At 47.1% G+C, this 19,078-nt stretch carries 17 protein-coding genes; 9 read left to right on the plus strand and 8 right to left on the minus strand.

The genetic code is table 11. From position 1 onward, the window contains the following. Nucleotides 1-14 precede the first annotated feature (14 nt). Together queA and tgt are read left to right on the plus strand one after the other, a co-directional pair. A complete protein-coding gene (gene queA, locus ACLHG7_RS07665) occupies nt 15-1,052 on the plus strand; it encodes a tRNA preQ1(34) S-adenosylmethionine ribosyltransferase-isomerase QueA (protein WP_410210464.1) in 1,038 nt (345 codons plus the stop codon). A 118-nt stretch (nt 1,053-1,170) separates the two neighbouring features. Beyond that, nucleotides 1,171-2,334, plus strand: coding sequence for a tRNA guanosine(34) transglycosylase Tgt (gene tgt, locus ACLHG7_RS07670; RefSeq protein WP_410210465.1), 1,164 nt, complete (start codon nt 1,171-1,173; stop codon nt 2,332-2,334). A gap of 73 nt (nt 2,335-2,407) precedes the next feature. Here tgt and ACLHG7_RS07675 read toward each other — a convergent pair whose 3' ends face one another. The 4 genes from ACLHG7_RS07675 to ACLHG7_RS07690 form a co-directional block, all read right to left on the minus strand. Then, the gene (locus ACLHG7_RS07675; RefSeq protein ID WP_410210466.1) at nt 2,408-5,122 is read right to left on the minus strand and encodes a M1 family metallopeptidase; all 2,715 of its coding nucleotides are present in this window, start codon (nt 5,120-5,122) and stop codon (nt 2,408-2,410) included. 279 nt (nt 5,123-5,401) lie between these two features. Next, a complete protein-coding gene (locus ACLHG7_RS07680; RefSeq protein ID WP_410210467.1) occupies nt 5,402-6,166 on the minus strand; it encodes an ABC transporter substrate-binding protein in 765 nt (254 codons plus the stop codon). A 113-nt stretch (nt 6,167-6,279) separates the two neighbouring features. Then, nucleotides 6,280-6,471 (minus strand): hypothetical protein, encoded by a 192-nt coding sequence (locus ACLHG7_RS07685; RefSeq protein WP_410210468.1) that lies wholly within the window; start codon nt 6,469-6,471, stop codon nt 6,280-6,282. 126 nt (nt 6,472-6,597) lie between these two features. Then, entirely contained in the window at nt 6,598-7,875 is a 1,278-nt protein-coding gene (locus ACLHG7_RS07690; protein ID WP_410210469.1) for an MFS transporter, read from the minus strand. 99 nt (nt 7,876-7,974) lie between these two features. Between ACLHG7_RS07690 and ACLHG7_RS07695 the strand changes: the two genes are divergently transcribed. Next, nucleotides 7,975-8,865, plus strand: a complete 891-nt coding sequence (locus ACLHG7_RS07695; RefSeq protein ID WP_410210470.1) for a LysR family transcriptional regulator — start codon at nt 7,975-7,977, stop codon at nt 8,863-8,865. A 7-nt stretch (nt 8,866-8,872) separates the two neighbouring features. Here the strand turns inward: ACLHG7_RS07695 and arsB are convergent, their stop codons facing one another. The 3 genes from arsB to ACLHG7_RS07710 form a co-directional block, all read right to left on the minus strand. Beyond that, nucleotides 8,873-9,898, minus strand: a complete 1,026-nt coding sequence (gene arsB / locus ACLHG7_RS07700) for an ACR3 family arsenite efflux transporter (protein ID WP_410210509.1) — start codon at nt 9,896-9,898, stop codon at nt 8,873-8,875. Between the two features lie 95 nt (nt 9,899-9,993). Continuing rightward, nucleotides 9,994-10,494, minus strand: coding sequence for an arsenate reductase ArsC (locus ACLHG7_RS07705; protein WP_410210471.1), 501 nt, complete (start codon nt 10,492-10,494; stop codon nt 9,994-9,996). A 26-nt stretch (nt 10,495-10,520) separates the two neighbouring features. Further along, a complete protein-coding gene (locus ACLHG7_RS07710; RefSeq protein WP_410210472.1) occupies nt 10,521-10,871 on the minus strand; it encodes an ArsR/SmtB family transcription factor in 351 nt (116 codons plus the stop codon). Between the two features lie 488 nt (nt 10,872-11,359). Here ACLHG7_RS07710 and ACLHG7_RS07715 point away from each other — a divergent pair, with 488 nt between their 5' ends. From ACLHG7_RS07715 to secF, 5 genes are all read left to right on the plus strand, one after another. Beyond that, nucleotides 11,360-12,754: a cytochrome ubiquinol oxidase subunit I gene (locus ACLHG7_RS07715; protein ID WP_410210473.1), complete on the plus strand. Its 1,395-nt coding sequence runs from the start codon at nt 11,360-11,362 to the stop codon at nt 12,752-12,754. Further along, nucleotides 12,751-13,746 (plus strand): cytochrome d ubiquinol oxidase subunit II, encoded by a 996-nt coding sequence (locus ACLHG7_RS07720; protein ID WP_410210474.1) that lies wholly within the window; start codon nt 12,751-12,753, stop codon nt 13,744-13,746. The genes ACLHG7_RS07715 and ACLHG7_RS07720 overlap by 4 nt, the downstream gene beginning before the upstream one ends. A 398-nt stretch (nt 13,747-14,144) precedes the next feature. Further along, nucleotides 14,145-14,477 carry a preprotein translocase subunit YajC gene (gene yajC, locus ACLHG7_RS07725; protein WP_410210475.1) on the plus strand — a complete coding sequence of 111 codons (333 nt, stop codon included), beginning with the start codon at nt 14,145-14,147 and terminating at the stop codon, nt 14,475-14,477. A gap of 217 nt (nt 14,478-14,694) precedes the next feature. Next, the gene (secD, locus tag ACLHG7_RS07730; protein WP_410210476.1) at nt 14,695-16,566 is read left to right on the plus strand and encodes a protein translocase subunit SecD; all 1,872 of its coding nucleotides are present in this window, start codon (nt 14,695-14,697) and stop codon (nt 16,564-16,566) included. 107 nt (nt 16,567-16,673) lie between these two features. Next, nucleotides 16,674-17,597, plus strand: a complete 924-nt coding sequence (secF, locus tag ACLHG7_RS07735) for a protein translocase subunit SecF (RefSeq protein ID WP_410210510.1) — start codon at nt 16,674-16,676, stop codon at nt 17,595-17,597. A gap of 74 nt (nt 17,598-17,671) precedes the next feature. Here secF and ACLHG7_RS07740 read toward each other — a convergent pair whose 3' ends face one another. Then, entirely contained in the window at nt 17,672-17,905 is a 234-nt protein-coding gene (locus ACLHG7_RS07740; RefSeq protein ID WP_410210477.1) for a DUF2789 domain-containing protein, read from the minus strand. Nucleotides 17,906-18,169: 264 nt separating this feature from the next. Here ACLHG7_RS07740 and htpX point away from each other — a divergent pair, with 264 nt between their 5' ends. Further along, nucleotides 18,170-19,063: a protease HtpX gene (gene htpX / locus ACLHG7_RS07745; protein WP_114899441.1), complete on the plus strand. Its 894-nt coding sequence runs from the start codon at nt 18,170-18,172 to the stop codon at nt 19,061-19,063. The last annotated feature ends 15 nt before the right edge of the window (nt 19,064-19,078 follow it).

The following is a 19,078-nucleotide window of genomic DNA, read 5'->3' on the forward strand; positions in this document are numbered from 1 at the left end:
ATTGCTTATTTCGTATGCAACTTGCTGATTTTCACTACTTCCTCCCCGATGAACTGATTGCCCGTTACCCACTTGCTGGTCGTAGTGATTCACGTTTGCTGTGCCTCTCCCATCAAGGAGAGATCAGTGACCGCCAGATTGTCGACCTGCCCGACCTGCTGAACGCTGGTGACTTACTCGTACTCAATGACACCCGCGTGATCAAAGCGCGTCTGCATGGCGTACGCCCTAGTGGCGGCGCAGTCGAGGTGTTGGTAGAGCGCATCACGGATACGTATCATGGTCTGGCTCATGTCCGAGCCAGTAACTCGCCTAAATCTAGTGCAGTACTGACGCTTGCAGAGGGTCAAGTCAAAGCAACGGTAAAGGGTCGTAAAGACAATCTCTATATTCTCGAGTTTGATCAGCCTGTGCTGGAAGCGCTTGAGCAATATGGTGCACTTCCCATCCCACCCTACTTTAATCGTCCTGCAGAAGAGTCTGATGAGACGCGATATCAAACTGTGTTTCACGATCCAGAAAAATCCGCCAGTGTGGCCGCGCCAACTGCTGGCTTGCATATTGATGAAGCGCTGCTAGAACGTCTGCATGCCAAAGGCATCAAAACCGCCTTCGTAACACTGCATGTTGGTGCAGGGACTTTTCAGCCAGTACGTACGGAAAACATCAAAGACCACGTGATGCATGCGGAATGGGGTGAAGTGCCACAAGAAACCGTTGATGCCGTGCGTGCAACTCAAGCGCAAGGCGGAAAAGTGATTGCAGTTGGAACCACTGCTACACGGGCGCTAGAGAGCGCAGCACGCGCTCATGGCGGGTCGTTACAAGCATGGTCAGGTGAGACTGATATCTTTATCTATCCTGGTTATCAGTTTGCGGTTATTGATCGTTTGATGACAAACTTTCATTTGCCTGAATCGACACTACTTATGCTTGTATCTGCACTGACTGGACGCGACAAGATTATGTCTGCCTATCAGCATGCAATCGCTCAGAAATATCGCTTTTTCAGCTATGGAGATGCCATGCTGATTGATCGAGCAAACCCTTAAATTCCAGTAAACAAGACATCATCCTCTGTCAACTTCTCACGCTTTAAAGTTGGCAGATACATTGCACGGCATTCCCATTAAAACAATTGTTTTAAGCCTATTTATTGAAGGAAACCCCATGACCGCTGCTACACCCGCTCAGCCAGTGTTAAACGCGACTGACAAGCCGTTAATTTTTGAAAAACTCGCTCAGGATGGCTTGGCTCGTCGTGGTCGTGTGACACTGGCACATGGCGTCGTAGAAACACCTGCTTTTATGCCTGTAGGAACTTACGGCACGGTCAAAGGCATGCTGCCACGTGATGTCGAGGAAATCGGTGCGCATATCGTATTGGGTAATACCTTCCACTTGTACTTACGTCCGGGTCTGGAAGTGATTGCTGAGCATGGCGGTTTGCACAATTTCATGCAGTGGAATAAACCGATTCTGACTGACTCTGGTGGCTTTCAGGTTTTTAGCTTAGGTGCAAAAATTAAAGAAGAGGGCGTGACGTTCCGCTCGCCGATTGATGGCTCAAAAGTATTTCTGTCTCCTGAAAAATCCATGGAGATTCAGAAAACCTTAAACTCCGATATCGTCATGATTTTTGATGAATGTACGCCCTACCCAGCAACATACAGCCAAGCACGGATGTCCTTACAGCTTTCTCTGCGCTGGGCTAAACGCTGTAAGGTCGCCCATGAAGGCAACCCTAATGCCTTGTTTGGTATCGTCCAAGGTGGGATGTATCCTGAACTGCGTGATGAATCTTTAGAAGGTTTAACCGATATCGGCTTTGATGGTTATGCCATTGGTGGTTTGTCGGTTGGCGAGCCCAAAGAAGAAATGATCAAAATTCTGGATTATCTGCCGCGTAAGCTGCCAGCAGATAAACCACGTTACTTGATGGGTGTTGGTAAGCCTGAAGATATCGTTGAAGCAGTGCGCCGTGGGGTCGATATGTTTGACTGCGTAATGCCAACTCGTAATGCACGTAATGGTCATTATTTTATCAGCACTGGCATCGTACGGATTCGCAATAGCCAGTATCGTCATGATATGCGCCCACTGGATGCCAATTGCAATTGCTATACATGCCAGAACTTTACCCGCTCATACCTTTATCATTTGGACAAGACTGGTGAAATGCTGGGTGCGATGCTCGGCACGATCCACAACCTCGCCTACTATCAAACCTTGATGCAAGGGCTGCGCGCTGCCATTGAACAAGGTCAATTAGAAAGCTTTGTGCAAGCATTCTATGCCGCACGTGAAATGGAGGTCCCTGCTTTCGCAGGATAAGACGTCATACAGGCATAAAAAATGGCGTGTTACATGACACGCCATTTTTTTTAACTCTATTCAGGACTTAATCTTATTTAAGGATCGCAGCCGAAGGCTGTTTATCCACCAGTGCTTTACACAGCAATGCGTTTTCACGCGTCTGCTTAAAGCTACGCTCAGTGCCGACCAGTTCTTTAACACGTGGCTCAAAGAATGCTGCCAATTGATCTGCATCCTCTTGTGAACAGCCATTACCTCCAACTAGACCTGGGATGCGTCCGCTGGTATGGCTACCAGTACGTTTAAGTACTTTGTCATGATTACGTACAAACCAATCCCACGTTGCGGCACGGCCTTCACCGTACAGACGGCTTGAGTTCAATAGATAACGCATCTCACCCACTTTCACACGCTCGTCTATGGCGACATTACGGGCAACTTCCGCATCTTCTTTTTGGCTTGCAGCTCCTATCGCCGCAAGGAGCGAAAGACGCTGAGCAGGATCGCCATTACGTCCTAGCTCTTGGATCAACTGATCCAATACCTTGCGACCTTGCTCCTGCACAGCGACGCTTAAAATATCACCAAGCAGCTCAGCATTAACTACCTGTAAATTCAGCGTGCCTTTGGCGTTTGGTTTAAGTGTTTTTTCACTTTGTGACAGTAATGCACTGCGGACTTCTGGCAATTTAATGTCAAGTGCCAAGAAGTCAGTCAGAGTCGCACGGAGTAAACCGGCATCTTCTGACTCGCCATCATGACGCTCATAACCTAAAGCTTGCAAACGTGCCAAATACAAATCACGTGCAACCGCCGTAATCTGAGCGTGTTCCGCTGGGGTCTTTGCCAGATATTTATTCAACCAAGTCAGCGTCGGGATCAGCGCAGTAGCGACTTCACGTGTTTTTGAGGTTGCCAATTGCTTCGCCGCGGTCAATACCACTGACGCATCAATATCCCCATGCTGGAATGCTGAATCAATGGCATCGGCATAAGCCAACTGCTCGGCATCGGACAAGGTGGTCACTTGTGCATTCAAGCGCGCCCAATCATTATTGCTTAAACTAAAACGATAGTAGCCTGCTGCATCGGCATTGGGGATATACCAAGAAGATGCGGTAGCACCTTTAAGCACTATATCGCCTTCAGGTTGCTCGAGCAGCTCACACTGTACTTTACTATCTGCAATCGCAGCGGTTGGCTCGCCATAGCGTACGCAAACAGGGATACCCCATTGCTGGTTAACACTGCCTGTCGAACCATACGGCAGATAACGTTGTTGTTTAACATGCAATACGGTTTTGCCGTCTTTATTGCTTAAACTCGTTTCAACGAGTGGTACACCCGGTTGATCAAGGAAGCTCTGCATTGCTTTAACAAAATGCTCTCCTTGACCTGAGGTTTTAGCGAGTGTCGCAATCAGATCATCAGCGGTCGCATTACCGAACTGGTGCTGTTGCACATGGGCTTGAATGCCTTTACGGAACGTGTCGGCGCCGAGATAACGCTCAAACATGTTCAGCACGGCTGCACCTTTTTGATAAGTAATTCCATCAAATGCACTGTCGATATCACCATTATTAATAATAGGCTGACGAATACGACGCACACTGACCAAACTGTCGCTCTGCATCGCACCATTCGCGCCTTCAATCACTTCAAGATCGGCACGATATTCAGGATGGAGCTTCTGGGTGACTTTCTTTTGCATCCATGTGGCAAAGGCTTCATTCAACCAGATGTCATCCCACCACGGCATAGTGACGGTATCCCCAAACCATTGATGTGATATTTCATGTGCATTGACATTAAAGGAGGTCTGCACCAGCGATACCGGTGAGTCCTTGTCGAGTAACATATAGTAATCGCGGAAGGTCACCAGTCCCGGATTCTCCATCGCCCCTGCGGCAAAGTCTGGTGCGCCCAAGATATCCAGCTTGTCAAAGGGATAGCCAAATCCAAAATACTCTTCCAGTGTATGGACAATCGCTGGTGTCTCAGACAGTGCATGCTGCATTTTTTGGCCTGTGCCATGCGGCGAGATACCACGAAGTGGGGTGACATGATCACGCCATGCAGTTGGAGCAATATCAGGACCTTTGGTCACGTCCCAAGGACCCACAGCAAAAGCAACAAGATAAGTGGGTAATGGTTTAGTTGGTGCAAACTTCACAGTGCGCCAGCCGTCTTTCGTCTTTTGATCACTGACCTGTCGGGTATTGGCTACTGCAACCAGATCCTTCGGAACCGTTAGAGTCAACTCAAAGGGCGTTTTAAAACGCGGCTCATCAAAGCCGGGAAAACCATAACGGGCACTGATCGCTTCCATTTGCGTCATGACATAGGGTTGCCCTTGAAAAGACACCTTATAGACGCCTTGCAACTGCTGATTAAACTTCGTCTTGAACGACAGCTTCACTTGATAATGACCCGCTGGCAGTACCTGACCAAAGTTCAACACCGCCACGCCTTCTTTTTCTGCAGCGATAGCATATTTGGCCTTGATGGTTTTAGTCGGTGTCGTTTTTTGACCTACAGTCGCGACCTGAGCTTGGGTCACGGTCAGTTCTTCACCATGCAGCCAAATATGATCTGCTGGTTGTTTGAGTTCAATATCAATCAACGATATACCTGTGTAATCCTGTTTACTCGGATCAACACGAAAATCCAAATGGTAGGATAAAGGTTGCACCCAATCCGGAAGTTTACCTAATGGTGCAGAATCATCTGGGGTTAGAGCATGTGCAGTCAAGGGTAAACAGCTCATGGCAAGAGCGGTTAAAATGAAGCGGGGTATCGTACGCATTTCGGATTTAATCCTAACAAAATTAAATAAATAGCCAACACTGGATCGCAATGTGGTATTGAACTCAGCCCATGATTTAGCCTAAGTCATTCGGCAGACTGACTGATTTTTTCAATGAATCAGTGCGGTCTCTAGAGACGAATCAGGATAGCTTAAGCAAGGATTAAGCCATAAGCAGAATTAATGCAATACCTATCTGTAAAAAAGATAAGAAAAAAGCAGATGGTCAATTTGACCATCTGCTTTTTATGTAAAGCGATGTATTAAACCATTTGATGATTATTTACAGCGTACATCCTCAGCCGTGTATTTTTCAGAGATTTTTTTATAGGTTCCATCTGCCATCACTTCAGCCAAAGCCTTGTTATAGGCATTCGCGAGACTCAAATTATCTTTCTTTACAGCTACTGCCAGTTTTTCAACCAGTACAAAGCCACCGATTTTCAGCCCCGCTTGCGGCATGCTATTGACCGCTGCTTTGGCAGAGAAACGATCGCTGACCCATGCATCCACGCGCCCAGCCAGCAGTGCAGAGATAGCATCCGCATCTTTCGGGTAGTTTTTGATTTCTTTCACATTAGGAATCGCGCGTAAATTGGGTAAATAGGTTGTGCCCGTCTGCACCGCAATCACTTTATTTTTAAGCGTTGCAATAGAATTTACCTGTGGGTCCTTAGAGACAATGACCGCACCACTACAATACTCAGGATTGGCAAACGTCACCGCTTTGGCACGCGTTGGCGTGATGCCAATCGATGATACCGCCATATCCCAGCGATTCTGTGCTAAGCCCACGAGAAGGACATCGAAGGATAAGACCTGCCACTCAACTTTCACACCCATCTTTTTGGCTACCGCTTCCATGAGCTCAACATCCAGCCCTGTTCGCACGCCATTTTGAGTATAAGTAAATGGTGGATACGCAGTCTCTGTCGCGACAATTAACTTACCACTGGCTTTTACTTCCTCTATCGTTCGAGCTTCTGTAACGAGAGATATAGCCAAACTCGCACATAGAATGGAGAAACGAATCAGAGAGTTCATACGTGGTCCAACTAAAGAAGGGGAGAATTAAAATCAAGACATCGGTTTATGACCATAGGATCATATTGTATAAAAAAACCCGCCGGAGCGGGTCTTTTTGAATACGATAAAACTTAGCTTTTTGCAGCCATCGGCATGGACATTGCCATAGGCTTAGCTGCTGGAGCAGCATTCGCCACACATTTCCCACCTTTATGGTGTGCACCAGTACCGCCTTCCATATGCTGACCTTTAGGACATGCATTTGCAGCACCAGCACTTAAAGCAAAAACAACTGCAGTTGTCGCGATTAATAGCTTTTTCATAACATCCCATTCCTTCGATTAAATGAACTTGCAACCCGATAAATCAACCGCCTCTGTAAATTATGCCTGCTATCAGAATCTGTCAATAGCTTATATTGTAAACAGATAAGGGACTTAAAAATGTTACTAAATGGTTGATGCTTGCGTGAATCTGCGCATCACGATCGCCGCAACCAATGCCAGCATCAGTAGCACGCCTGTGAACTCAACCACAGATATCCAGGCGCCATGATCCCAAAACCAGCCACCGAAAGCCCCCATGACACTGGCACCCATGTAGTACGCCAATAAATACAATGACGTTGCGTGCCCTTTAGTTCCTATCGCCATGCGACCCACCCAAGAACTCGCAATAGAATGAGTGGTAAAAAAACCGATTGTCATCACGATGATTCCTATGACGATCAAAACTAAGACATGAGAAAGCGTGAGTCCAACTCCTAAAGCAGTCAGCAAGATACCCAAAATCAACACCGGATAGCGCCCAAATCGGTCAGCAACCTCGCCTGCTAATGATGAGGCGATGGCACCGAAGATATAGGCCATAAAAATAAAGCCGACTTGGGTTGCCGACAAATTAAAAGGCGAAGCCAATAAACGGAATCCCGCATAGTTATAGACAGTGACAAAGGCACCCATCATCAAGAAGCCGACGGCAAATAGCACCACCAGCTCAGGACGTAACAGATGACTGCGAAAGGCATTAATATGAAATGCCATTTTGAATTCAGTTTGACGTTTAAATTTTTTCGATGCCGGTAGCAATGCCTTAAAGACCAGTGCCAGCACTAAGCAGAGTCCACCCATCACCCCCATGGCGACTCGCCATGAACTGACTTCAGCCAGATAGCCTGTTGTCACCCGTGCCACCATACCGCCAATCGCATTGCCTCCGACATACAGCCCCATCGCAAGACCTAGGCCTTTCGGGTGGATTTCCTCAGCCAAATAAGCCATCGCTACAGCGGGTACACCGCCAAGCATAATGCCTTCAAGCGCACGCAACACCAATAGAATATGCCAGTTCGGTGCAAAAGCGGCCAATAAATTCAATACTGCTGCACCCAGCATCGACATGGACATCAGCTCTTTACGCCCAAAATTCTCAGATGCGGTGCCAAGCAGCACTATCGACAAGGCAACAAAACCCGTTGTCAATGACAACGCTAAGGCGCTCTCTGCCGCACTGACATGAAAAGTATGCGCAAACAAAGGCAGGATCGCCTGCACACCATACATTAACGAAAAGGTACAAAATCCTGCGGCAAATAAGGCAATATTGATGCGTCGGTATGCAGCAGATCCTTTGACGATACCGTGATCTTTGGACTGCGTTTTTTTAATCTGGGAAGTGGCAGGACTGATTGCAACGGGAGATGGCTGTACGCCAGCTTGAGCACGCATAATGATCTCTAAAATTAAATCATGGATGCATTTTAAAACTCACTGACCAAACAGTCTAATATATAATACTAGTCTTCTTCATCGCTTTTATATATACCTATGGACATACGCCATATTCGCTACTTTCTTGCTGTCGCCGAAGAACAGAACTTTACGCGCGCGGCAGCAAAGATGGGCATCGGACAACCGCCTCTCAGCCAGCAAATCAAGGATCTGGAGCATGAGATCGGCGCGCCTTTGTTTCATCGCTTAGCGCATGGTGCTGAACTGACTGAAGTCGGCAAGGCTTTTCAGCAAGAAGCTGTTCACGTGATCACCCAAGTTGAGCGTGCCAAAAGTGCAGCACAACGCGCAGCACGTGGGATTACCGGGCGATTACGAGTCGGATTTTCAGCATCAGCCATTTTTAATGCCATTGTTCCTACAGCAATTAGGGCGTTTCAACAGACTTATCCCGAAGTGAATCTCTCTTTAAACGAGAGCAATACTTCGCAGCTCCTCACAAAACTTGCCAATGAAGAACTCGATGTCGTTTTTATTCGTCCTGGATCGATCAAACTGGATAGTGTAGACTTTCAATTACTCGACGAAGAGCCCATGAAGATCGTTTTGCCCCATGAGCACCCGCTTGCGACTCACAGCGCACTGCCGCTGACTGCACTGCGAGATGAACCCTTTGTGATGTTCCCGCGCACAGTCGGTTTTAGCTTATACGATGAGATTATTATGACGTGTCGGCGAGTAGGGTTTGAACCCAAAATTGGACAGGTCGTCCCGCAAATTTCTTCAGTTGTAACGTTGGTAGCTGCGGGACTTGGGGTTTCCATCGTTCCAGGCTCTATCGCACAAGTCAAAATTCATGGCATTGAATACTTAGACATCGAAGGCGATGCACCCGTTGCTCGCTTGGCCATTGCATCTAGACGCCATGAGCACTCGATCATCGTGCAGCACTTTAAGACACTGACATTGTCTAGACTGGAATCATAAAACGGAATTAAGCGGAAGTTCCTTCATACCAGCCCTTGGATCGGTTCACGACTGACACAACCAGCAACATGATCGGTACTTCGATCAATACGCCAACCACGGTCGCCAGCGCTGCTCCTGAATGAAAACCAAATAGACTAATCGCAGCTGCCACCGCCAATTCAAAGAAATTGGATGCACCGATCAATGCCGACGGACAGGCAATGTTGTGCTTCTCTCCCACTGCCCGATTAAGCCAATAGGCCAGTGATGAATTGAGTATCACTTGAATCAAAATGGGTACGGCTAGCAAAGCAATGACCAGAGGCTGCTTAATGATCGCTTGCCCTTGAAAGGCGAACAACAGAACCAGCGTTACAAGTAACGCTGTTATCGACCATGGACCAATCTTTGCCATGACCGCATCAAATGCAGCCTGTCCCTTTGCAAGCAAAGCCTTACGCAAAAACTGGGCAATGATGACCGGAATCACAATATAGAGCACAACAGAGGTAACGAGAGTCGCCCAAGGTACGGTAATCGCCGAAATGCCGAGTAGTAATGCAACCAATGGTGCAAATGCTACAACCATGATGCTGTCATTTAACGCCACTTGGGACAGGGTAAAAAGTGGATCGCCATTGGTCAGGCGACTCCAAACAAACACCATCGCCGTACATGGCGCAGCGGCCAATAAAATCAGCCCTGCAATATAACTATCCAATTGATCCGCAGGTAAATAAGGGGCGAAAATCTGGCGAATGAACAACCACCCTAGAAAAGCCATCGAAAACGGTTTCACCAGCCAATTCACAAACAGGGTGACACCGATCCCTTTGACATGCTGACGAACTTCATGCAGTGCGGAAAAATCAACTTTGATCAGCATCGGAATAATCATAATCCAGATCAGCAAACCGACCGGTAGATTCACCTGCGCGATTTCCATATGGCCGATGGCTTGAAAGATATTCGGAAACAATTGTCCTAAACCTATACCAACAACGATACAGATAAAAACCCATACCGTGAGAAAACGCTCAAACACACTCATCGACTGGGTGGTATCTTTTACATAGCCATCTAAGGGGTTAGACAAAGGTAAAGCTCCTTATCATTTTTATCATACATAAGGTAAGCGTAAGTCTCTTAGACGGGCAAATCGCCGATAGCTTGCAACTCAGCTTCAAGCTCAGTACTGCTCAAGGTATCGATAGGTAGATTGACCAAGAGATTCACTTTGCCACGTATCTGAGCAAAGGTCTTAGTAAATGCAGCACGCTTATCCTCATCACTGCCATCGACATACGATGGATCTTCAAAGCCCCAATGAACCTTAATTGGACTACCGCGCCAGAGTGGGCAAGACTCCCCTGCCGCGCTACCACAGACGGTAATCACGATATCCATTTTTGGGGAGTCAGGTTGTGAGAATTCATCCCAGCTTTTGCTTCTGACATTCACCGTGTCATAGCCAATCGAATGTGCCTGCTCAACCGCAAAAGGATTTACGCGACCACTCGGTTGACTCCCCGCGCTATAGGCTAAAAAGCGGCCTTCTCCAAGAACATTGATGAGTGCTTCACTCATGATGCTGCGTGCTGAATTACCTGTACAAAGAACCAGTACCTTTGCAGCTTGATCAGACATATTGCTCTCCGGATGTGTCGTATCAATTAATGATTGGAACGTTCGCAACCCACGTCACCAACAGCACACGCCAGACTCTCCGGCATACACGGCTCACCCTGACAACAATTCTCAGTCAAAAAGGTAATCAGCGTATTCATCGTGCAGAAGTTGGCAGCGTAAATGACGAAGCGACCCTCCTGACGAGAAGTCACCATACTGGCGTGACTCATTTCCTTCAGATGAAAGGATAGCGATGACGGCGCAATCCCCGTTACTTCGCTGATCTTTCCTGCGGGTAGCCCTGTAGGACCGGCCTGTACCAACAAACGAAAGATGGTGAGACGGGACTCTTGGGCCAATGCGGCTAAAGCCGATACAATCGATTTAATTTCCATATTTCAATTATTATTGAAGTATGGAAATTATGCAAATACTTTATGTTGATCCACTTTGATAACCAATACTTATCAAACCTTCCAAGTAAATGATTAGACTGGCTGAGATCGCTTAGAGTATGTTGCTCTGAACAATGAATAAAACCAATAATTGATATAAAGATGATGCATCAGCCAGAACTTGCACAGCTGACATAAATCTGAAAAAACATGAAATAGAAATGCACCATATCAGTCTTAAGCATAAGCCAATTCGGAATTACCCATGCCTTTTCGCCTCAAAACTGTGCAAAAACCGAGTCTGCATGCACAAAATCGAAATGAAAAGGCGTATGATTAAGACCAAGCGGTAAAACCCTACATCATGTGACGTATGACACGATAAGTTGCTGTTGAAAACACTGCATAAATATAAAAGCAATAAAATCCCGCAGTCTTTGAAAACAGTACTTTGTGAATGAATTCTTAGCCTTGTAGAGGACGTTGTAATGGATGCTCTAATCTTGAGTCGAATCCAGTTTGCACTGAATATGAGCTTTCATATTCTGTTTCCCACCATTTCCATTGCCCTATGTTGGGTACTACTCTTTTTTCGTCACCGCTGGGTGAAAACCCGTGAACAATCATGGCTCACGGCCTATCGCTTCTGGACCAAAGTTTTCGCTCTGACCTTCGCTTTGGGCGTGGTCAGCGGCATTACTATGAGCTTTCAGTTCGGCACCAACTGGCCTGGTTATATGGAGCGCGTTGGTAACATCGCAGGTCCCTTGCTCGGTTATGAAGTGCTGACTGCTTTCTTCCTTGAAGCAACCTTCTTGGGTGTGATGCTGTTTGGGCACAATCGTGTGAGTGAGCGGGTTCATCTCTTTGCAACCTTTATGGTGGCTTTCGGTACCACACTTTCTGCTTTCTGGATTCTAGCTCTGAACTCATGGATGCAAACACCGCAAGGCTATTGGGTCGACCCACAAGGCATCTACCATGTCGCCAGCTGGATTGAGGTGATTTTTAACCCCTCCTTCCCGTACCGTTTTGTACATATGGTCACTGCATCATTCCTGACCGTGGCCTTCTTACTGTGTGGCCTGAGTGCTTGGCAAGTCATCAAAAAAACGGCCGATGAAGCAACACCTAAAGTGCTCAAAACCGGCTTGATCTTGGCAGCAATTCTGATCCCTATTCAAATCTTTGTTGGTGATCAGCACGGTTTGAATACGCTGCATCATCAACCAGAAAAGATCGCCGCAATTGAAGGCATTTGGCATACAGAGAAAGGTGCTCCGCTGCTGGCTTTTGCATGGCCGAATAAAGACACGCAAACCAATGACTATGCCATTGAGATCCCCAAAGGCGCTTCATTGATTCTCACTCATGAGCTCAATGGCGAACTCAAAGGATTGAATGAATTTGAGGTACACCCTCCTGTTGCACCATTGTTCTTTGGCTTTCGCATCATGGTGGCGGTAGGTATGTTAATGCTTGCTGCAAGCTGGTTTGGCGTGTATCAGCTACGCCGCACCAAAGGTGATGTATTGAAGTTCCCTCGTTATTTCCTCTATGGCCTAGCCAGTATGACCTTTGCGGGATGGCTAGCGACACTTGCAGGCTGGTATGTCACTGAAATTGGTCGTCAGCCTTGGATTGTCCATGGGTTGATTAAACTCAGTGAAATTGTGACCCACACCCCGCCTGCCAATATTGCATTCACACTGACGATGTATGTCGTGGTCTACGTGGTGCTCATCATTTCTTATGTGGGTGTACTGAAGTATATGGCGGAGCATCCTAAAAAAACCGAAGCCGAACCCACTGCTGGATCAGGTGAAGCGATTGCGATCGTAGCGAACGAAGCCATTGATTCAACTTCAGGAGAACAAAAATGAGCTGGGCACAAATTATTCCCCTGATCTTTATGGGCTTGCTGGGTTTTGCATTATTCGTTTATGTGGTCTTAGATGGATTTGATTTGGGTGTCGGGATGCTGATGCATCGTGCCAACACCGAGGAACGCAATACTATGGTTGCCTCCATCGGTCCCTTCTGGGATGCCAATGAAACGTGGTTAGTGCTGGGAATCGGAATTTTGCTGATTGCCTTCCCTAAAGCCAACAGCATCATTTTAGGCAATCTTTATATTCCTGTGGCTTTTATGCTGATTGGTTTGATCATGCGCGGCGTGGCCTTTGACTTTCGTGTCAAGGCACGTCTAGAGCACCAGTTAGGCTGGAACTATGTGTTTATTATTGGTTCAGGTTTAGCCTCCGCAACCCAAGGCTGGATGCTGGGTCGCTATGTCACCGGCTTTGCTGAAGGTTGGCAATTTACTTTGTTTGCATTGGCGATTGCACTGGCTGTCCCTGCGACCTACACCCTGCTTGGCGCTTGCTGGTTACTGCTGAAAACCGAAGGCGAACTGCAAGCAAAAGCAACACGCTGGGCAAAAATCGCATGGGTGCCTGTGGTACTCGGCATGATCTTGATTTCACTGGCTACGCCATGGGTCAGTACTGTGGTGCGTGATCGCTGGTTTGCCCTGCCTCAACTCATTGGTTTACTGCCGATTCCTCTTGCGACTGGTGCAGCATTAATCGCGTTACGCTGGATACTCAATAGCCCGCGTGTTCGTGCTGATTTGTGCTGGTTGCCCTTTGTACTCTTAATTGGCTCACTGGTTATGGGCGCTCTCGGTCTGGCCTATAGCTTGTACCCTTATGCCGTGATTGGACAAATGACCGTTTGGGATGCAGCAAGCTCAACGGAGGCACTCAATGTCATTTTGATTGGTGCCGCTGTTGCGATTCCTGCGATCTTTGGCTATACCATTTTTGCGTTCTGGGTCTTTAGGGGCAAGGTACGCGAACTCACCTATGGCTGATGGGTGTCATTGATGAAAAACTTGCGCTAATTCCGATGGATTAGCCTTGAAAGATCGAAAGATAGCCTCATGGAAGTCCTGATGAACGCTTAATCACCGATTAGGCATTTCATCAGGACATTTTTTATGGCTGTTCATGGATGGCGTAAGCCATCTGCATGCAACAGTGCGCGTTAAGGGAACTTCTTTTCGCTTGATAAAACTTTTACCGAATTCTTTATAGAATCTTACACAGCAGATGATCTGCGGTTTGATTCGTCATGGATAAAAAGGTACATTGCTACCCTAGTTTTTTATGAATGCGCTATAAATCTAATTGCGCTGCATTTCTTTAGGGTTTGCCCCATATAAAGATGCCGTAGATTAGAAAATATTTTTTATTTTTAGGAATTTGCATCATGAGTTTGTTTATTGCTTCCGCTTACGCCGCGCCAGCAGCTGCCGCAGGTCCTCAATCGGCTTTACCATCTATTTTGATGATGGTCGGCTTTGTGGCTATTTTTTACTTCCTTATCTGGCGTCCACAATCTAAACGTACCAAAGAACATCGCAACATGATTGAAAGCGTAGCGGTGGGTAGCGAAGTGGTTTTTGCGGGCGGACTCATGGGCCGTATCAAAAAAGTTGAAGGGGAATATGCTGTAATCGTGATTGGTACTGGCGTTGATGTCAAAGTCCAAAAATCATCGATTGTTGCTGTATTACCTGAAGGCACACTGGCAGGGCTTTAAGTCCGGCCTGATGGGAGGTGGCAGCATCTCCGTCAAACCACAACACAGTGAATGTCGTCGTGGTTCTTGCTTGATCAAAAACATGTGACAGGGCACGTCACATGTTTTTATCATATTCATGGTTTGAGTTTTAGAAACTTTTCAAAGAAGCTTTTTCAAAGAATCTATTGGCGAAAAATCTAAGTTTAAAGATCTCTATATTTAAAGAAGAGCACAGATGCGTTATCCAGCATGGAAATATGTGGTAATCCTACTGGTTTTGGTAATTAGTACACTGTATGCGCTACCAAACCTTTATCCTGATGAACCCGCGATTCAGATCACAGGCGCTAAAGCAGGCTCGCAAATTGATCAAAGCGTGCTCACTCAAGCCGAATCTGCACTAAAAGCAGCGAACATCACCTCTCATGGTGATAGTTTCGACGGCAAGACGGCCCTGCTCCGCGTACGGACCAGCGATGAACAACTTAAAGCACAAGACGTGGTTCGTCGCGCACTGGGTGATAACTTCGTTGTCGCCTTGAACCTTGCACAAACCACACCAAACTGGTTACGTTCAATTGGTGCAGCGCCTATGAAATTGGGTCTGGACTTACGCGGTGGTGTGCACTTCTTGCTTGAAGTCGACATGTCCAAAGCCATCGAACAGCGCCTTGATACAGCGACTACGGATATTCGCCGTGAACTGCGCAGTGAAAACCTCATTTTCCGCACTGTGCAACAAAGCGCAAATGGCATTAATGTGGTCTTCGATCAATCTGCGGATCGTGATGCGGCGACCAATGTTTTACGTCGTAAATTCCCCGACTTTAGCATTCAGCAATTGGCTGTGGGCGACGGCTTCGTCGATGCACTGACCTATACCCCTGCCAAGATTCAAGAAATCAACCAATACGCTGTTGGTCAGAACTTAACAACTCTGCGTAACCGGATTAATGAATTGGGTGTGGCTGAAGCACTGGTCCAAACCCAAGGTAGTAACCGCATCGTTGTGGACTTGCCTGGCGTACAAGATACCGCCGAAGCTAAACGTGTTCTAGGCCGTACCGCCAATCTTGAATTCCGTATGGTTGCTGACGAAGCAGCCGGCTATAACGGTGGCCCAGTGCCAGCGGGTGCAGAAAGCTTCCCATTTGAAAAATTGGATGGCCCACCTGTACTGCTGAAACGCCAGCGTATCCTGACTGGTGAGCGTGTCCAAAATGCTCAATCTGGTTTTGATCAAAATGGCTCTGCATCCGTCAATATCACACTGGATAATGCTGGCGGTAAGCTGATGAACGATGCCACACGTTCTTCTGTTGGAAAACAAATGGCGGTATTGTTTATTGAAAATAAACAACGCATCAGCTATACCACAGATCCTGCTACGGGCAAGTCGGTTGAAACTCGTACACCATACACTGAAAAAGTCGTCATCAACCGCGCAACGGTTCAGTCAGTGCTCGGTTCACAGTTCCAAATCACTGGCATAGGCAGCCCGCAAGAATCTGCTGAGCTTGCCCTACTCCTCCGCTCCGGTGCCTTGGCTGCGCCGATGTACTTTGTTGAAGAGCGCACGGTCGGTCCATCACTGGGTCAGGCCAACATTGATAAAGGGATCTTGTCGACCCAAGTCGGTTTTGCTGCTGTTGCACTGTTTATGCTGGTGTTCTACCGCCTATTCGGTTTGATCGCAAACTTTGCATTGTTCGTGAACTTAGCCATGATCCTTGCAATTATGTCTGCGATTGGCGCTGCGCTCAGCTTACCGGGTATTGCGGGTATCGTGTTGACCATCGGGATCGCGGTTGACGCCAACGTCTTGATCTGTGAACGGATACGAGAGGAGCTACGTCACGGTGCCAAGCCCATTACCGCCATTGTGCTCGGTTATGATCGCGCATTTAGCACCATTATCGATGCGCACGTCACGACTCTTATCGTTGCGGTGATTCTATTTGCCGTGGGTAGTGGTCCAATCAAAGGCTTTGCCGTCACGCTGTCTATCGGGATTATCTGCTCGCTATTTACCGCGATCACCGTAACCCGTGGTGCTGTTCAATTGATCTATGGTAACCGTCGCCATGTTACAAAACTCAGTATTTAAGGGGAATCATCATGGCTAATCAAACACCATTAAATCAACAGGCTGCCAATACAGATCCAACAGAAACGATTGAGCAATACCAGCACGATGAGCTTGTGATTCGCTTTATGCGGTTCCGTAAACCGCTAGCGCTCCTCTCTATGCTGCTAGTGATCATTGCTCTTGGGTCTATTATGACCAAAGGTCTGCATCTGGGTCTCGACTTCACCGGCGGTATTGCGGCTGAAGTTAACTATACCCAAGCCGTACAACAGACAGACGTCCAAGCTGCGCTGACCAAAGCAGGTTTTCATGATCCTGTAGTCCAGTACTTAGGGACTCAACGTGACTTGCTCGTGCGTATGCCTGCACAAGAGAAACCACCAGCGGATGTTTCAGCGTATATCCTACAAGCGGTGCAATTGCTGAATAACAGCGCTACCGTACAAAAAGTGGATGTGGTCGGCTCACAAGTCGGTAGCGACTTATACCTCCACTCTTTAGGTGCAATCGGTTTGTCACTGCTACTGATGATGACTTATGTTGCGATCCGCTTTCAGTTTAAGTTTGCGGTTGGTGCTGTTATTTCATTGTTGCATGTGACGATACTGACTGTAGGTGCTTTCTCTGTGTTCAACTGGCCCTTTGACCTCACTGTTTTGGCGGCAGTTTTAGCCTTGATCGGTTACTCACTGAATGACACAATCGTGGTTTTTGACCGTATTCGTGAAAACTTCCGCAAGATTCGTGGGGCTACGGCCATTGAGATTGTCGATATCTCCTTGACTGAGACATTCCGTCGTACCGTAATGACCGTTGCAACCGTTGCTTTGGTTGCACTGGCGATGCTGTTCTTGGGCGGTGATGGCCTGTATTGGTTCTCTGTCGCATTGCTCATTGGATTGGTCGTGGGTACCTACTCGTCCGTCTATATTGCGACTGGCTATGCCATCTTTATGGGTTTAAGCCGTCAGGACTTTATTGTCAATGTTAAACCTGAGTTTGAAGAAGAAGTCGTGGTCTTCAACGATCCCAAAGCGCGCAGCAAATAACGCGCTCTGATGAAAAAAAATCCCATCGCATGATGGGATTTTTTTATGGCATTATTTTTGTGATTGATAACCCATTACTCATGCAGCAGTGCATTCAACTCATCAACAACCTCAGCCCAATCCGCATCTTCATCCAGTGACTCTTGAATGAATTGCAACTGTCCTTCATTCCAAAAGGGCGCATCAGCGATCTGCACATCCGCGGATAAGTGATGGCTCTTAATAAACGCACTAATCGCTTCTGGGGTGTTTGCCAATCCCAACTGGGCAAACAAATTTTCGATGGTGTAGCTGTCTAATATATCCATGTCCACTCTCCTGCGGTTTACTTAAAAAATCTGATCAATCCAGCAGACTCGACGAACAAGCCCGATGCTTTTGATTGTATGCTTTTCTAAATATTGTACAAATGCCTTCATGTATTTTTTCATTAAACAATCAATCTATCACCTTGTATCAACACGTTGCAAATTGCATCTATTTACTCATCTCTCCTTGAAAACCCTTAACTCATCGCTATTATGAATTGATCGGGTCAATTCTGACCTCGACTTATTAAAGAGGAATTTTCCATGTTGCGGATTGGTCTTTTTTTATTGACTAACCTCGCGGTGATGGTTGTGGTCGGCATCGTGCTTTCCATATTAGGCGTGGGAGCTACGCACACAGCGGGCGGATTAAATTTAGGCAACCTATTGGTCCTGTGTTTTGTATACGGGATGGTTGGTTCTGCCATTTCTCTATTTCTGTCTAAGCCATTAGCGAAATGGAGCACCAAAACACAGATTATTGAGCAACCTTCTAACCAAGCAGAAGCATGGTTATTGCAAACAGTGAATGAATTGTCACAGCGTGCAGGCATCAAAATGCCTGAAGTGGGTATATTCCCTAGTTATCAATCCAATGCTTTTGCAACAGGTTGGAATAAGAACGCTGCACTTGTCGCAGTATCGACGGGTTTACTTGAGCGCATGAATCAGGATGAATTGCGTGCCGTATTGGCTCACGAGATTGGTCACGTTGCCAATGGCGACATGGTGACCTTGGCATTGGTACAAGGTGTGGTCAACGCCTTCGTGATGTTCTTTGCACGCATCATCGGTAACTTTGTTGACCGGACCGTGTTCAAGAATGAAAGTGACAGCCCAGGCATTGCCTACTTTGTCACCAGCCTTGTGATGGATATTGTCCTTGGCATTGCAGCATCAGCAATCGTCATGTGGTTCTCACGTCTACGTGAGTATCGTGCCGATGAAGCCGGTGCACGTCTGGCCGGTAAATCTGCCATGATCAATGCACTACTGCGCCTGCGTCAGGAACAAGAACTCCCTGATCAGATGCCGGCTGAGATGAAGGCTTTTGCCATCAGCTCTGGCCGTGAAGAAAGCTTTAGTATTGCGGCCTTGTTCCACTCTCACCCGAGTATCGAACAGCGCGTTGAAGCTTTGCAAAAACTCAATGTCTAATCCTTGCTGCAATAA

This window comes from Aquirhabdus sp. (assembly GCF_046462495.1).
Lineage (GTDB): Bacteria > Pseudomonadota > Gammaproteobacteria > Pseudomonadales > Moraxellaceae > Aquirhabdus.

Excerpts from the sequence above, each read along its gene's own strand:
- ACLHG7_RS07690 (WP_410210469.1), bottom strand. The coding sequence starts at position 7,875 with ATGCGTGCTCAAGCTGGCGTACAGCCATCTCCCGTTGCAATCAGTCCT.
- yajC (WP_410210475.1), top strand. The coding sequence starts at position 14,145 with ATGAGTTTGTTTATTGCTTCCGCTTACGCCGCGCCAGCAGCTGCCGCA.
- ACLHG7_RS07710 (WP_410210472.1), bottom strand. The coding sequence starts at position 10,871 with ATGGAAATTAAATCGATTGTATCGGCTTTAGCCGCATTGGCCCAAGAG.
- secD (WP_410210476.1), top strand. The coding sequence starts at position 14,695 with ATGCGTTATCCAGCATGGAAATATGTGGTAATCCTACTGGTTTTGGTA.
- ACLHG7_RS07695 (WP_410210470.1), top strand. The coding sequence starts at position 7,975 with ATGGACATACGCCATATTCGCTACTTTCTTGCTGTCGCCGAAGAACAG.
- ACLHG7_RS07675 (WP_410210466.1), bottom strand. The coding sequence starts at position 5,122 with ATGCGTACGATACCCCGCTTCATTTTAACCGCTCTTGCCATGAGCTGT.
- ACLHG7_RS07705 (WP_410210471.1), bottom strand. The coding sequence starts at position 10,494 with ATGTCTGATCAAGCTGCAAAGGTACTGGTTCTTTGTACAGGTAATTCA.
- ACLHG7_RS07740 (WP_410210477.1), bottom strand. The coding sequence starts at position 17,905 with ATGGATATATTAGACAGCTACACCATCGAAAATTTGTTTGCCCAGTTG.
- ACLHG7_RS07680 (WP_410210467.1), bottom strand. The coding sequence starts at position 6,166 with ATGAACTCTCTGATTCGTTTCTCCATTCTATGTGCGAGTTTGGCTATA.
- secF (WP_410210510.1), top strand. The coding sequence starts at position 16,674 with ATGCGGTTCCGTAAACCGCTAGCGCTCCTCTCTATGCTGCTAGTGATC.
- tgt (WP_410210465.1), top strand. The coding sequence starts at position 1,171 with ATGACCGCTGCTACACCCGCTCAGCCAGTGTTAAACGCGACTGACAAG.
- queA (WP_410210464.1), top strand. The coding sequence starts at position 15 with ATGCAACTTGCTGATTTTCACTACTTCCTCCCCGATGAACTGATTGCC.
- ACLHG7_RS07715 (WP_410210473.1), top strand. The coding sequence starts at position 11,360 with ATGGATGCTCTAATCTTGAGTCGAATCCAGTTTGCACTGAATATGAGC.
- arsB (WP_410210509.1), bottom strand. The coding sequence starts at position 9,898 with ATGAGTGTGTTTGAGCGTTTTCTCACGGTATGGGTTTTTATCTGTATC.
- htpX (WP_114899441.1), top strand. The coding sequence starts at position 18,170 with ATGTTGCGGATTGGTCTTTTTTTATTGACTAACCTCGCGGTGATGGTT.
- ACLHG7_RS07720 (WP_410210474.1), top strand. The coding sequence starts at position 12,751 with ATGAGCTGGGCACAAATTATTCCCCTGATCTTTATGGGCTTGCTGGGT.
- ACLHG7_RS07685 (WP_410210468.1), bottom strand. The coding sequence starts at position 6,471 with ATGAAAAAGCTATTAATCGCGACAACTGCAGTTGTTTTTGCTTTAAGT.